At 60.7% G+C, this 16419-nt stretch carries 6 protein-coding genes; 5 read left to right on the top strand and 1 reads right to left on the bottom strand.

Annotated elements, in window-relative coordinates; all coding sequences use genetic code 11:
• Positions 1 to 6 precede the first annotated feature (6 nt).
• A complete protein-coding gene (locus G5S37_RS15475) occupies positions 7 to 3069 on the bottom strand; it encodes a sensor histidine kinase (RefSeq protein ID WP_165205372.1) in 3063 nt (1020 codons plus the stop codon).
• Between the two features lie 220 nt (positions 3070 to 3289).
• Between G5S37_RS15475 and G5S37_RS15470 the strand changes: the two genes are divergently transcribed.
• From G5S37_RS15470 to vccB, 5 genes are all read left to right on the top strand, one after another.
• Positions 3290 to 4180, top strand: coding sequence for an AraC family transcriptional regulator (locus G5S37_RS15470; protein WP_240914882.1), 891 nt, complete (start codon positions 3290 to 3292; stop codon positions 4178 to 4180).
• Between the two features lie 23 nt (positions 4181 to 4203).
• A complete protein-coding gene (locus G5S37_RS15465; protein ID WP_165205371.1) occupies positions 4204 to 4434 on the top strand; it encodes a hypothetical protein in 231 nt (76 codons plus the stop codon).
• A 74-nt stretch (positions 4435 to 4508) separates the two neighbouring features.
• Entirely contained in the window at positions 4509 to 11810 is a 7302-nt protein-coding gene (locus G5S37_RS15460; RefSeq protein WP_165205370.1) for an autotransporter-associated beta strand repeat-containing protein, read from the top strand.
• 74 nt (positions 11811 to 11884) lie between these two features.
• Positions 11885 to 15907, top strand: a complete 4023-nt coding sequence (gene vccA, locus G5S37_RS15455; RefSeq protein WP_165205369.1) for a Verru_Chthon cassette protein A — start codon at positions 11885 to 11887, stop codon at positions 15905 to 15907.
• Entirely contained in the window at positions 15904 to 16404 is a 501-nt protein-coding gene (gene vccB, locus G5S37_RS15450) for a Verru_Chthon cassette protein B (RefSeq protein ID WP_165205368.1), read from the top strand. The genes vccA and vccB overlap by 4 nt, the downstream gene beginning before the upstream one ends.
• The last annotated feature ends 15 nt before the right edge of the window (positions 16405 to 16419 follow it).

Below are 16419 nucleotides of genomic sequence, written 5' to 3'. Positions count from 1 at the left end.
GGGGCGTTATGGGTGGTTCGACGCTGTAGTAGCCATAGGGGAGTCATCCGACGGCCAGGGCAGGCGCACGATAATCGAAGTGCCGGCACTAGGCTTGCTACGGATCTGCAATGTGCCGCGCAAGGCCGTAGCGCGAGTATTCATATTGGCGAGTCCATCGCCCCCCGTGGTGACTGCGCCGGGCTCGAATCCCTGTCCATTGTCGGTGACAGTCACACGGAGCTCGCTATCGCCTGGGATGACCTCGATATGAACTTCGTTCGAAGAGGCGTGCTTGATGGTGTTGTTCACGGCTTCGCGAACAATAAGTAGAAGGTGGTGCCGGAAGTCGGCCGTGAGGTGCTTTGTGGGGATCTCATCGGGGAAGTCCAGTCGGCAGCGCACGCCCGCAGCGCCCGTCAGATCCATGGCTTGCTGGCCGATGTAGTCCAACAGGCTGGCGAGGTTGTCGTGCTCGGGGTTAATGGCCCAGACGATTTCGTCCATTTCTGCCGCGGCCTTCCGGGCGGTGCGCGCGAGACGTGGCAGGTAGGAGGTGGAGGCGGCGCCATCTGCCTGGGCCAGATCGGAGAGCATGGAGATCTCCGTGAGGCTCGCGCCGATTTGATCGTGAACATCCCTTGCAATGCGGGCCCGCTCTCTTCTCACCGCCACCTCCTGCCTTAGAAGAACGTTCTGCCGATGTACCCTCCATGACGTGAAGGTATTGGCCACCAGCGCGGCCAGAGAGAGTGCTGCTATTGCGGCCACCACGCGAAACCATGTACGCTGCCAGAAGAAAGGGGTGACGGTGAATGCGAGTGTGGCGTCCCGCTTGCTCCATACGCCGTCATTGTTCATCGCGCGCACGCGCAGGATATAGCTGCCGGGATCGAGGGAGGCGTAGCTTGCGATGCGATCCCGTCCGCTGGCCACCCACCCTGCGTCCACTCCGGAAAGCCGGTGCTGCAACACGACATTCTCGCGGGCAGTGTAGCTTTTTGCGCTGAGCTGGAAGCGCGCACTGATGATCCCAGGACCAATCTCGGCTGGGCCTGGGATGCCATCTGGCACCGTTTTACCGTTGGCCACGAATTCCTCGATTGCAACTGGTGGCGCGGACTTGTTCCCTCCCGGCAGCTCGGGGTTGGCGATGACAATGCCGCTGCTTCGCGAGGAGAACCACAAGCGGTTGTCAGGCGCCAGCATAGTGTTGGGAGCATAGCCGCTGTTTGCCTGCAGACTCGGGGCACCCTCGCTGGCGCCAAACGCCATGGTGTGAAATCTCTCCGCACGGCCGTCCGCCACGGCGTTGAGTTCGTCCAGGGAGAGAAGGAAAATGCCGCGATCTCCCGCGCCCCAGAGCCGTCCCTTGTGGTCCAGTATCAGTTGGGAGACCACATTGTGCCGCAGACCGTTGGCTGTGGTGAGTACCGAACAGCGGCCCTCTTTCACGCGGACGAGTCCATCACCTCCAGTGCCGACCCAGAGGCAGCCATCGTCGGTGGCCAGGATCGTACGGATGCCGCCGTCTCCGGGGAATCCGGGCGGCGTTCGATCCAGGAGCGCGTCACCCTGCGCCAGCAGAAGACGGCTGCCCAGGGTGCCCACCCAGATGCGCCCCTCCATATCCTGTGCCAGGGCGTGAATCTCTCCGGCGTCCGGTGGGAGTTGGAGTGAGATCCACATGCCGGGCTCTCCGTGCGTGACTGACTCCGCCTGGGCGATCCAGACTTCCCCATTGCGTGCTACCATAATGGCTCTGATGCGCAACTGGCCTTCGCGCGCGGGAGGGAGAGGTGCGATTTCATACTTGCTACCGTCCCAGCGCACCACGCGATTCTCGCTGGCGCCGATCCAGACATTGCCGAGCGTATCCGCCGTAACGCAGGTCGCCAGGGGGCCGGGCCAGTTCTCAGGAGCCCTCAGGTGCCGCCAGTTTCCGGAGCGCTTGGTGTAGAGTTGCCCCGTTTGCATAGCCACCCAGATATCGCCACGTGCATCCGTGCACAAACTGCGCGCGGTTTGCAAGGTGGGAGCGTTTTCCTCGCGGAGCGTCTCAAGCACGCGTGGCCGCACCAGGCACACGCCGCCACCGCCGGTGCCAGCCCAGAGATTGCTTTCGTGGTCTTCACAGAGCGACCACACGTCATAGTTGGACAGCGGGATTTTCTCAAATGAACTACCCTCTCTGAGGTAGAGGCCGTCTGCGAATGTCCCTATCCAGAGGCGCTCATGCTCATCTTCCAAAATGGCAGAGGGACGGGTGCCGGGGGGACCGATGGGCAGTGTGGCCACGGTCTTCAGCCCTTCCGCCTCGGTGAATCTTAACAATTGCCTGCCGCAAACGATCCACAGGCCGCCCTCTTTTGCTTTGCACAACAGTGTGACTGCGTCGGGAAGGTCGGCCACCCACTCGAACGTGTCGCCCTGCCACCGGGCCAGGATCTCACGTCCTGCTGCCCAAATGGCACCCCGTCCATCCTGTGCCACCATCTGGGCACTATATCGGACGGGAGGATTTCCAGGCCGGCTCACGCTGGTGACATTGGCGAGGAGCCCATTTCTTAGCCGGAAGACTCCTGCTTTCTCGTGGCTCAGCCAGATGGTGCCATCCGCTTGCTCAAAGAACGCATTGAGTCGGCCGTCACGAGCCAGCTCTTGAGCGACCACTTGGGGCTCTTTTCCCACGCGATGTGCGACCAGGCCCACACTGGTGGCAAGCCACAGGGTGCCATCCCGGGAAGACATCACGCCCCCGATCCCGCGTGAACTCCATGTCTTGGGCAAGTCCGCTGGTTCCAGCAACCTCCAGCCATCAAACCGCGCCAGCCCGCTTTGTGTGGCGAAGAGCATGGCGCCATCGTGTGCCTGCGTCACGGCGGTCACATCGTTGTTGGGCAGTCCATCATCCGTCTGCCAGGAATGATAGAGCCAGGAAGACTCCGCGGGCTCTCCCTCTGCGACCAGACCTGATCCGGCAAAGCACATGCCGGACGCGACAAGCCACGTGAGGAGCCTGCTGGCACATCGATACTGGAAGGTCATGGAGGGAGGAGCGGCGAGTGAAGTATTCCAAGAATACCTCATCGGTGCCATTGAGCGCCAGACCCGGTTCAGAAGCAACACCGGCAAAACAGAACATTCGTTCTGTAGATGCCCATGAGGGGGATCACTACGCTTGGGGAGTAACGACATCGCATTCACCCACCCGCCGGTTTGTTGCTCCGGCGCTTCCCCGCTCCTCACCATGTTCCTCGGAAGCCACCTATCCTTCATGCCGCAGACGCGACAAGCGTCACCGGACCATTTGACCCGCCTCGAGGGTCTGGCAGGATCACGGATCCAGCGGGCCTCCGACACGCCACGCCTCACCATCTCCGTTTCAGGTGTGGAGGCTGAGCCGTCTTCCACGGAGGGGAAACAGCCCATCAAGGAGCCACGCGAATTTCAAAAAGCATTCTTCAAGCGCATGGGACTGATGCAGCAGTTCCGCATGCTGTTCGAGCATCTGCCGGACACGGATTTCTTTGCCAAGGACACGGAAGGACGGTTCGTCGCCATCGGCGAGGGTATGCTTCGCCGCATCGGAGCCACGCGAGAGGAGGAGTTGCTTGGGGTGAGTGACTCGACGATCCATCCGCCGTTTGTCGCGCGGGCCATCCGGCAGGATGACCTGCATGTCATGCAGACCCGCCAGCCTGTTATCGATCGGGTGGAGGCGCTCTATGCGCGCACACGGGCCAAGGACTGGTTTGTCACCACGAAACTGCCCATTCTCGACGCCCATGGCGAGGTGATTGGAGTCATGGGCTTTGTCCGCCCCTATCACGGGGGCTCGGGAGGCGGTGAAGATGACGAGCAGCTGCAGAAGGTGGTGGACCACATCCATCTCCACTTTCGGGAGCGCCTCGCCGTGGCGGATCTCGCCCAAATCGCCCACCTCTCCGAGCGCCAGCTCAACCGGCGCTTCCAGAAGACGTATCGCATGAGCACCCAGGAGTTCATCGTGCGCACGCGCATCCAGGCAGCGAGTGATGAACTCCTGGCCACGGAAAGCTCGATTGCGGAGGTCGCGCTGAATCATGGGTTCTACGACCAGAGCGCCTTCACGCGCCAGTTCCGTCAGCACACGGGCGAGACTCCGCGGACCTTCCGCAGCCGCCGCCGGAAGACGCAGAGCAAGCTGCGCACTGTTTGATGAAACATCGATACGTCGAATAAATGAGCGCGGAATACCAGCCATTCCAGCCAGCACACCGGCAGGATGCCTGCGGACGCAGCGCGACGGATCGTTACCAAAGGTCGTCTGATGGGAACAATCAATCAGGAGGCGAATCCTTCACGATGGATCGCATGTGGATCACACGCACTCCGTCAGATGCGCCGAGCGCAGATATCTCTGTGCCTCTGACCTGCGTCGATCACGACTTCATCACGGGCATCAAGTTCTGAGCCGGATTTTTCGCCTCCCGTCAGGGCTGCAGATCTCACTTTGTTAGAGCCTCCATTCGCATCGCTTCTCAATCATGGAAAAAAACATCATCAGTCACTGTGGCCCGCGAACCGGATTGTCAGGACTCGCCTCTGCCATCGTGGGCGCTTGTGCCCTCCTGCTGGCGTCGCAACCCGCACCTGCGGCTACAGCGACATGGAATGGCACGACAGATGCCGCCTGGGGTACGACGACCAACTGGAACACCGGCATGGTGCCCGGCACCGGTGACACCGCGATCTTCAGCAATGCAGGCAATGGCAATACGGTGATCAACCTCGGGGCGGGAATCACTGTGCAGTCATTGCTCTTTGATAGCACATGGGCGTCATCCTATGTCATCGGTTCAGGCGGCGCAGGAAACCAGACGCTGACGCTGAATAACGGGGGCAGTATCACGATGAACGCCAATACCGTCAACAACCAGTTGATTCAGGCGGCGCTGGTGTTGGGAACAGATGCGACAGCGCAGGCCTACACGTTCACCAACAACAATACGTCGATGCTGTTGAACTTCACCGGGCCCATCAGTGGTGGCAGCGGTGGAGTCGCAGGTGCCAAGACCCTCACGCTCACCGGAGCGGGAGGCGGCACCATCAGTGGTGGTATTTCTAATGGTGGTGCGGCGGCACTGGCCATCACGAAGGCCGGCACGGGCACCTGGGTGCTCTCCGGTGCCAATGCTCATACCGGAGCCACGACCATTTCCGCAGGTGTATTGAGACTTGCGAATGCCAATGCTGTGCAGAACAGCACTCTGACAAACAATGCAGCCAACGGTGTGACCTTTGCCGGCGGCGTGCTGAACTACAACCTTGGTGGATTGGCGGGAACAGGCGCGTTTGCGCTCACTGATGTCACTGGCGCAAACGTCAATCTCACGGTGGGTGCCAATGGAGCAAACACCACCTACAGTGGTGTGCTGAGTGGCGCGGGTAACCTGATCAAGACCGGCTCTGGCAGCCTCACGCTCACCGCCCAGAATTCGTTCACGGGGAATATTGTGGTGAACGCTGGAACATTGGTCGCTAACCTTCAAAGAAATGTCGCCAACCCCACGACAACTGCCTTGGGTAACGGCCAGACGGCAGGCAGGACTATCACCGTGAACAATGGCGGCACGCTGCTCATGACCAACGGAAACATCTTGGGGAGTGCTACCTCGACCCCGCAGGTGCGTATCATCATCAATGAAGGCGCGCTCGTTCGCTCGGCGGTGACGACGGTGGGAGGTGGAGTGAGTGGCGGTGATGCCAACGTCCTGGGTCCCATCACCATGAACGGCGGCACACTGACCACCGGAAATGGATTCAGCAATCTCTTCCAGGGGATCATCCTTTCGAACACGGTGACGGTCCGCGGAAGCGTCGCTTCGACCATCAATACCGATGTGGCGGACACCGTGGCGAACGGGGTAATGCTCAATGGAACCATCACGTTCGATGTCGCGGACGCCACAGCCAATGCGAATACGGATCTCCTGGTTTCCGCCAGGTTGGTGTGGGTTCCGAATAGCACCACCGGAGGTTCCCTGCTCAAGACCGGAAACGGAACGATGCAGATTACCGGGGCGAATGCCTACACCGGCGCGACCACCATCCGTGGCGGTCTTCTGAAGGTAGGCAACGGAACGACGGGTTCCCTCAATGGCACCACGGGCACCGCGCTCAATTTCACCGGCACCGGTGCCATTGAATTCAACGAAGCCGCTGGCAGCAGCCAGGGAATGGGCGCGCTGACCTTCACCACGGGCGAAGGCACGGTGACCTCCACCTATGGTGGCAGTGGGAACACCACGCTGACATTTGCGTCTTACGCGCGTTCCGCAGGGGCCACCGGCAACTTTGTAGTGTCGGGCGGTGTCAATGGCACCACCAACAAAATTGTCCTCACGGGTGTCACCACGGGCGCCTTCATGAACACCGGCACCTTCTTCGGTGGCAGCCGGTATGCGTTCTATGATGCGACGGGATTTGTGCGCGATCTTCAGTACGGAGTGGATGCCGGTGCGGATACTTTCGTGGGAGGGGCGACGCTGACAGGCACTCATGTGCAGACCACCGGCGCCATCACCGCGCAGGCTACCACCACCTTCACCACGCTGAACATCCATGGTAATCACAACGTCACGCTGGCAGGCGGAGCCACGCTCACGGTGAGCGGCATTTTGAAGTCGGAGAATGTCGCTGGTGGTTCCATCATCAGTGGAGGCACGGGAATCCAGGCCGCGAGTGGAGCTGAGTTGGTGATCCGCACGGATGGGGTGAACGATGCACTGTCGATCACCACGGCGATCCTCAACAATGGCACCAGCGCTCTCACCAAGAGCGGCGCAGGCACGCTTGTCTTGTCGGGCACGAATACCTATGCCGGCGCGACGACGGTGAATTCCGGTGTGCTCCGGGCCACTACGAGCGCGTCTGCGCTAGGCGCAGGCACGCTGTCCCTGGCTGGCGGCGAGCTGCAGCTCGCCAATGACACCGCATTAAACTTTGGCCGCAACACCACCATCACGGGTGATGCGCGCCTTACCTCTGATCGTCTGACCGCGGGTGCGGGTGTAACACACACCTTGGGCACACTTTCCATAGGTGCCCAACGTTTGACGATTGCTGGTGGCAGCAATGTCACCAGTGGAGCGGCGGGCGTAGCTGTAGGAGCGACTACGTTCACCGCCGCTCCCGTTTTTCATATTGTGAATCCTACCGCCGGTGGCACGACCACGCTTTCGCTCGGTGCGGTAACGAACGGAGGCTTTGGCGTCACTTTCACGGGGAACGGAAACCTGGCCCAGACAGGGATCATCAGCGGGGCGGGTGGCGTGACGTTCGGCGGGTTGAGCGCCGCAGGCGGAGATCCTTTCAGCGGTGTCGCCACCTTCAATCTTATCAACACCTACACTGGCAACACGGTGGTGAACTCCGGGACCCTGACGCTTGCGGCAGGTGGTGGCTCCGGGGCTATTCGTGGAGCGCTGACGATTAACAGCGGAGCCCTGGTAAACCTTTCAGCCGTCGATGCCCTGGGTTTCAACAATGACGCCACGCGTGTAGCCCAGGTGAATATCAATGGTGGCACGCTGAACAACACCACGGCAGGCAATCAGGGCCTCCGGACCAACTTTTCCCTGACCGGGGGCACGATGACTTCGACCGGGGGTGGCGCTTACAACTTCACCAACGGCTTTGGCATCACCACCATCGCCAGCACGGTGACGTCCACCGTCACCGCGAATGTGGTGGCTCGCGATGCGGGCCCCATCGTCTTCACCAGTGCGCAGGGTGCGACTGCGAGCGGGGTGGATTTGTTGGTGTCCGGGGTATTGAGCGGTTCTGCCGTGACCAAAGCCGGCGCGGGGACACTGCATCTCAGCGGCAACAATACCTTTACTGGACTCATCTCTCTGAATGGAGGCATCCTGCGCGCCTCGACCGCTGGCATCAATGGCGGCGACACGACCAACGGCATCACGTTCAATGGTGGGACGTTGCAGGCGGCTGCAGGTGGTATTGCCACCGGCAAGGCCATCACGCTCACGGGCGCGGGCACCTTCGATACGAACGGCAATGCCTCGACCCTCTCGGGAAACATCACCGGCACCGGTCTCTTCACGAAGGCAGGAGCGGGAGCGCTCACCTTGAGCGGCGGCGCCAACGCCTACAGTGGCGGTCTAACCGTCGCTGGAGGCAGCGTCATCGTGAACAACGCGAACACCGGTGTGCTTGGCTCCGGCACCGTGACCATGGGCGTAGGCACCACGATTGACCTGAATGGAAACAGTCAGAGTACCGGCTTGCTCCGTACGCAGGACGATGCGTCCGCTGTGAGCATCACCTCCAACAACGCGGTGGGATCCCCAACACTGACACTTACGGGGACCGGCACAGAGACCTTTGGTGGTGCCATCAGCAATGGGCTGGCATCTTCGCTGAGCATCATCAAGGCCGGAACCGGCACGCAGACGTTCTCTGGTATCAACACCTACACGGGCACCACGCAGATCACGGGCGGCATGCTCCGCATCAATGGGCGGCTTGGAAATACAAGTGTCAACGTGGGCACTGCGGGAGTGCTTGGCGGCACCGGTTCCATCGCCGGTCTGGTCACCCTCGCGGGGTCAGGCTCTGCCATCAACCTGCAAGACGGCACCGTGGGCACGCTGACTCTCTCCAGCGGGCTGACACTCACCGGGGGCAATTCACTTTTCTTTGATCTCGGCGCTACTGGCGACTCGATTGGGCTCACGGGCGGCCCATTCACGTTCAGCAGTGGCATTGCTTCCGTCAATTTGCTGAACTTGGCCGGCTACGGCGCAGGCACTTACAATCTGATCACAGGCGCAACGGGCATCAATCTCGCCAATTTCCAGCTCTACAGTTCTTCGCTGGCTGGCTTCAATCTTGCCTTGAACGTCACCGGCGGCAATACGCTGACACTCTCCGTCTTGGCCAGTACGGCTCCGCCTGTCGCTTACTGGAAGGGAGACGTGGACGGTTTCTGGAGTACCAACAATGCCGGCAACACCAACTTCACCAGTGATGCCGCCGGAACCACCGATGTGGGTGGATTGCTTGATGGTACTTCGGCAGTGACCTTCTCCGCCACAGGTGCGGCTCTGGAAAACAATACCACCCTGGGCGCCAATATCGCCATCAGGTCATTGACGATTGCCACGACCAACGCCGTGGGCATTGGCGGTGCGAACTCCCTCACGCTGGTGGATCCCACTGCGCTGACAATTAATGCAGGAGCCGGAGCTCTTTCCATCACCGCGCAGCAAGTCATTCTGGGCTCCAATCAGACGTGGACGAACAACTCCAGCAACGCCGCCACCATCACCTCCGCCATCAGTGGGGCTCGCGCACTGACTCTGGCGGGCACGGGGGCATTCACCTTCTCGGGCAACAACACCTACTCGGGCGGCACCACGCTCTCCGCAGCCACGACCCTGAACATCAACAGCAGTGGCACAGGTGCGAGCAACTCTGCTCTCGGCACGGGAACCTTCACGATCAATGGCGGCACCATCAACAACACCAGCGGCTCGCTCGTCACCCTGGGGACCAACAACGCGATGGCCTGGAATGCTGACTTCATCTTCGGCGGAGCCAACAACTTGAATCTCGGTACGGGTGCCGTGACTCTTGGCACGAACCGCACGGTGACCACTCAAGGAACAGGCACCCTGACCGTCGGCGGTGTCATTAGTGGCGCCGGCTTGGGATTGACCAAGGCGGGTACAGGAACGCTGGAACTTGCCGGGCAGAACACCTTCACCGGGGCCACCATCGTCAATCAAGGTACGCTCAGAATCAGCGGAGTGGTCAATGCGCCCAATACCGCCAACGTTGGGATCGTCACGGTGGGAAGCGCTGCAAATCTCAATGCCATACTCTCCATCGAAGGCGGCACGTTGAACGCTTCCAAGAACACCAGCCCCAGCATCGCCGTGGGCTCGGTGGCAAACAGCCGGGGTTTTGTGAAGATGACCTCCGGCGCCATTACTACGGGAAGTGAGTTTCATCTCGGGCGCGGCGCGGGCGCCTTTGCCGCCATGTCTATGAGTGGTGGCACGGTCGCGAGCGCGAGCTGGTTTGTGGTTGGGTTCAACAATGACCGCGCCATCTTGAATCACAGCAACGGCGACATCACGCTCGCAGCAAACCGCATGACCATCGGAGCCGGCGGCGCGGGATCCATCGGGGTGTACAATGCCAGTGGCACAGCGACCTTCAACGCGACGGGTGGCAATGGTGGCATGTTCGTAGGTGAGAACGGCCTTGGGACCCTGAACGTCTCCGATTCCGCAAACGTCAACCTGGCGGTCAACGGACTGATCTTCGGACAGGTGGCCAACAGCAACGGCACGGTCAACCTTCTGGGCGGCACCATCACCACCAACCGCGTGATTAAGGGAGCAGGCACAGGCACGTTCAATTTCAACGGCGGCACCCTGAAGGCCAACGCGACCAACGCCACCTTCATGACCGGCCTCACCAATGCTTTCGTTTACAGCGGCGGCGCGAAAATCGATTCGGGTGGTTTTGATATCACCATCGCGCAGCCGCTGCAGGCGCCCACTGGCAGCGGCGTGAGTTCCATCGCCGTGACCGATGGCGGCTCCGGATATGTCGATACGCCCGTGGTGGTCCTCAGTGGTGGTTCCGGCAGCGGAGCCACGGCGATTGCGACGGTCGTCAGCGGGGTCGTCACCGGCTTTGTGATCACCAATCCGGGCACGGGTTATGTGGTTGGTGATGTGCTCACCGTCACACTTCATGGCGGTGGCGCTACCACCGCCGCGACGGCCGGCACCATCAGTCTGGCAGCCAATACCAGTGGCGGACTCACCAAGAGTGGAGCGGGAGTGCTCACCCTTTCGGGCACGAACACCTACACCGGGGGCACGTCCATCACCGGAGGCACACTTGCCTTGGGACATGCCACGAACACCCTGGCTGATACAGGCACTGTGACCGTGAATGGCGGTGCGCTCGACATCGGTGCCAATGCCGAAACGGTGGGTGGCCTCACGCTCGTCAGCGGCTCCATCACCGGCACTACCGGTGTGATCACGGCCTCTTCCTATTCGATGCAAAGCGGCACGGTCAGCGGCATCCTCGGTGGCAGCGGTGCTTTGACGAAAACCACCGCCGGCTCTGTTTCCGTTACCAGTGCTAATACCTATACCGGCGCCACCACGGTAAGCGCAGGCCGTCTGCTGGCCAACAATGCCACCGGTTCTGCAACGGGTACGGGAAATGTCATTGTGGAATCCGCGGGCAGATTGGGTGGCATCGGCAGAGTGGGAGTCCTCGGGGGAACGCAGAGTATCACCGTGAACAGCGGCGGCGTGATCGAGGTGGGCAACACCGGTGACATCGCCAGCGAGACCCTGGACCTGGCCACCAGCGGGGCGGGCACCATCTCACTCCTGGGCACGCTGGAGTTCGATATCTATGACAATCTCGGTGGCGAGAATCCCGCGGCATCGAATGATCAGCTTTTCCTCTTTAGCGATACCAGTATCGTCCTCAGCGGCACGCTGAAGGTCACGGATACCACCACCTTCTCCGCCACGGATTGGGCGGAAGGGGACAAGTGGCGGTTGCTCGACTGGTCTGGTGTCACCGCGGGCACGAAGTTTACGGGCGGCTTCACCACGCTGGACCTTCCTACGCTGGATTCGGGACTCAGTTGGATCACTTCCGCGGACGCCAGTGGGTTCTACATCGCGGTGGCGGTCGTGCCTGAGCCTGACCGGGCTCTCCTCCTGCTGGGCGGCCTTACGTTGCTTGTCACGCATCGCCGCCGCCGCCCTATGAGTACTATGTAATATCACTCTGTACTAGAAAATCGTATACCACGATGAAACAGCGATTCACATCCAGGCGAGTGAGGCCATCTGGCATGGCCATTGTCATGGTGCTCGCCATCATGGCCCTGCTCATGGTGCTGGTGCTGGCACTCCTGTCCATGGGCTCGTCTGAGACGCGTTCCTCGTCCGCGTTCAGCCAGTCCTCTCAGGTTCGAACCCTCTCGGACATGCCCGTGAGCATCATCATGGGGCAGATCCGGCAGGCCACCTCAGGCCTGGGGATGACAAAGTCCTGGGCTTCACAGCCCGGCATGATTCGCGTGTTCGGCACGGGGGCCGGAGGACCAGGAGGTCGTGCCAGGCTGGATACAGCATGGCGGCTCTACTCCTCCGACAAGATGTCCGAAGCGGGAGCGAGTTTCAATGCGAACGCCGAGGCGGACACGCTTAGCAAGTGGAAGGAAACCCGTGCGCAGTTCACGGATCTGAATGAGCCAGTGGCCCGAATCAACACTGAGGGAAATACCAGGCGCGTCTATCCCATCCTTGATGCCACTGCCCTTGAGGATCCCACAGGGGGTGGCAAGAAGGGAAAGGTGGCGGGCTTTGGCATTGCGGAAACCGCCACCGTGCCGGGCGCTACCGCGGAGCAACCGCTGCCCATGCCGGCCCGCTGGCTCTATGTGCTGCAGAATGGCCGTCTCGTGGTCCCCAGCGGCGGCTCCGGTAACAAGGCCACCTTTGACGCCAGTGTCGTGACCAGGGCCAATCCCATCATCGGCCGCATTGCCTTCTGGACAGATGATGAAAGCTGCAAGGTCAACCTCAATACCGCTGCCGAGGGCACGCCCTGGGATGTTCCCCGGTCCGTGAGCTGGTCGGATCGCAATTTTGCCTACTACATCCCGGCACAGAACGAATTCCAGCGCTTCCCGGGTCATCCGGCCATGACGTGTCTCAGTACCGTACTCCAGGCTTTTGACGATCGCTACAAACCTCAGCTTCCCACCGTGCTGAAGGATGGCACGGTCGCAAACAAATCCAGCTACCAGACTTACCTGAAGAGCATCTATGATCTGATCCCGCGGACCAATCCGGGGCTGGCGGGCGAAGGGTCACGCGGAGGCACGGAGACGCCCACCAATGCCGAGGGCCTCCCGATGAAGCGCGAGCGGCTCTTCACCTCGGTGGATGAGTTTTTCTATGGTTCCACTTTCAACGCCGGAACCGCCCAGCGCGCGGTGAACCCCTCCGGCGGTGCGGTAGATGCAGCGGATTTGCAGATGAGCCGCTTCTTTCTCACCGCACACAGCCGCTCGCCGGAGGTGAATGTCTTCAACCGTCCGCGCGTCTCCCTCTGGCCCATCCAGGCCGAGACCACGAAGCGGACGGCCAAAGACAAGCTACTGACCTTCTGCACCACGGCAGCCGGCCAGACGGCTTGCTTCCAGCGCGCCACCACTTGGGAGAATGATTCGAGCAAGCAGGGCTCATCCCAGAGTCCCACCGCGGACTTCGCATTGTCGCAAAATCAGAAGGTCTTCGGCTACCTGCAGACACTCACCAAGAAGGGTGTGCCAGGATTCGGCGCCGCCACATTTGATGAGAAGTATGGCACCCTGAATCGCAACCAGATCCTGCTCTCCATGTTCGACCTGGTCCGCTGGGGGGTGAATGCTTCCAACCCTTATACCACGCCGAAGTACCACTACATTCCCCCTCGCGTCTATACCGGCATCAATGCCACCTTCCTTGCCGAAGCCTCCGCGGTTCCGGTCGTCACCTCTGGTACGAGCACCGAGCAATTTGGCACGAAGCTCAAGGCGTTTGGCCGCTATCCCACGATCATCGAGGCGTCCGTGGTATTCATGGCCACCGAGGTGGAGATGGAAAAGGATCCCACTACAGGTAATAATCAACCCGTCGACAAGGCTCCCAAGGACAACAAAGCGGACAAGACGAAGAAAATGCGGGCCTTTGTGGTGCTACAGCCATTCACCCCGGTGGTGGGCATGCCGCCTTACACGCCCAATGTGCGCTACCGCATCAAGGGTTTGGAAGGATGGACGGCCAATGGGAAGCCGCTCGGATTTCCGGCCAGTGCCGTCAACCGTTCCTGGGTGCCCGCCGGGTCTGCCAGCGACGGGGGGCACTCCACGGCCTACACCTCGATGCACGCGCAATTCTACAAAGCCAGTGGGAGCGTTAAGGACGTGGCGCCGGGTGGGACGGGTGCGGATGAAACGAACTCCTTTCCCTTTGTGAGTCAGGAGATCGATGTATCCACCGCCGACAAGTTCCAGTTCTCCGGCGGTTCCATCACGGTGGAGATTCACCTGGGTGCCGGCCCGCCAGGGCAATTGAACGACTCCACGCTCATCCAGACGGCCACCCTGAATTTCCCCAAACCTGCGGGTATGTGGCCCGTGCCGAAGTTGCGTTGGGATTCCAACCGAGCTCCGCATAACAATTGGGAGGACGCCAAAGTGTACATGAGTCTGCAGGAGCGGCTGAACAAAAAAGACCCGCGAAACTATCTCCTGCTTCTTGGGGACACGGTGCGCTCCGTGGTGACCAGTGCCACGAATCCAGCCAAGGGCGACTTCCGGGTAATGTGTGCCATGCGTGAGATCACGCCCGACTACTACACGAAACATGCGGACTACGATAGCGCCACCAAGGAGGAGGCTCAGTCCCTCCGTCACGCAGGGACGGCGTGGACCGGACACTACGGGCGTGGATTTGAAGCGTCGTATCTCACTACCGGCACGCAGGGCAGGCAGCATACCTGGCAAATGGCGGGCTACGTCATCAGCTCGCCTACGAAGGTTGATAAAGCCTATGGTCTTCTCAAAGATGTGGCCTACTGGCAGGACTGCCAGCCGGCAACACCTTATCGTTTGGACGGCGCCTACAATGCCATCGGCACGGGGCGTCCTGGAGACTGGGACAATGGCATGGGCCGCATTGAAGATGGTCCGTACATCAACAAGCCGGATGACACGGGCATCACGGGGGACACCACCGGGCCAATGAAAGGCTACTTCGCCCGTGACGGTTATGTTGAAGAGAACTCCGGCAGAACCTACGCACCCAATCGGCAGATCTGTTCCGCCGTCGCTTTTGGCTCGCTGCCCACGGGCGTGCATCCCATTCCCGCGAACTCGAACAAGGTGAGCCCGTGGCAGACCCTGCTCTTCTGCCCGAATCCACCTTCACGGTCACGTGCCTCCACCGCGGATCCCGCGGTGACGGATCACTATGGCTTCAAAGCGCCACGCGATCACTTGATGCTGGATCTGTTCTGGATGCCCGTCGTGGAGCCTTATGCCATCAGCGAGCCGCTTTCCACCGCGGGCAAGGTCAACATGAACAGCCAGATCATGCCCTTCTCGTATATCGAACGGGCCACAGGCTTGCATGCGGCGTTGCGCAGTGTGCGCATCAATGCCCTTCCTCATGAAATTACCTGGTGTAAGGACGGCACCACCATTGCACACAGCCCGGCCCAACTGGAGGAGTGTTACAAGAGTTGGGAAAACTGGCTGAAATACGACACCGTCTATGAGGTGAATGCCGAGGAGACGGTCAAGGGCTTCCAACGCCGCTTCGAACAGGGCGACATCTTCCGTTCCGCCTCTGAGATCTGCGACATCTTCCTGGTGCCCAAACCCAAGACCAAGACCAGCTCCGAGGATTCGCCCTATTATCCGCGCTCCGATGGCAAACCCAGCAAGTCTCCGAAGTACGATGAAATGACTGAGTGGTGGAACGGCAACCTCAATACCCAGAAAGATGGCTTCGAGCTGACGGGCGACAACACGCGCGAATCCCCCTACAACCAGCTCTACCCGCGCCTCACCACCAAGTCCAACATCTACCAGGTGCACTACCGTGTGCAGGTGCTCAAAAAAGCGCGCTCCACCGGGCCCGCCGAATGGGACGAAGAGACCGACATCATCGCCGCCGAGCAGCGCGGATCCGCCACCATCGAGCGCTACCTGGATCCCAATGATCCCAGCCTGCCCGACTTCATCGCCAATCCGGACCAGGATGGTTCGCTGGACGACTACTACCGCTTCCGTGTGATCGGAAGAAAAACCTTTGCGCCATGAATACGAAACCCCAACGACCTGCCTCCAAAAAATCCTCGGCGGGATTCTCGCTCGCGGAAACCGCGGTTGCCGTGGGTATCGCCGCCTCGGTAATCGTCACCCTCGTGGGCATGATTCCTCTTTCCCTGGATGCCCTGCGCGAGTCCGCCAACGTGGCCGCGGAGGCTCGCATTGTGCAGGCAATCGCCGCGGACTACCGCATGCGGGAGTGGAGCGAGGTGCTGCAACAGCAGACGAGCGGCGGAAGCAAGGACTACATCTTCGACGGCCAGGGTACCCGCGTCAAAGATGGCGACGCCAGTGCCATCTTCACCGTGCGCGTCACCGTGAGCGACGCGCCGGTGCTGCCGGGCATGCAGCAAACCAATCCGCGGCTGAAGTCCGTGCAGATGCTCATGACGGAAAGTCCCAACCCCACTGCGGCCCTGGCCAAACCGGAAACCTGCCGCAAGGCGCAGACCCTCGTAGCACAGATGGACAAATACGCGGTGAACTAACCCGGGCCGTCAAAC

This window comes from Roseimicrobium sp. ORNL1 (assembly GCF_011044495.1).
Classification (GTDB): domain Bacteria; phylum Verrucomicrobiota; class Verrucomicrobiia; order Verrucomicrobiales; family Verrucomicrobiaceae; genus Roseimicrobium.
Note: the sequence above shows the minus strand (reverse complement) of the source record. Positions and strands in the feature narration are given on the sequence as shown.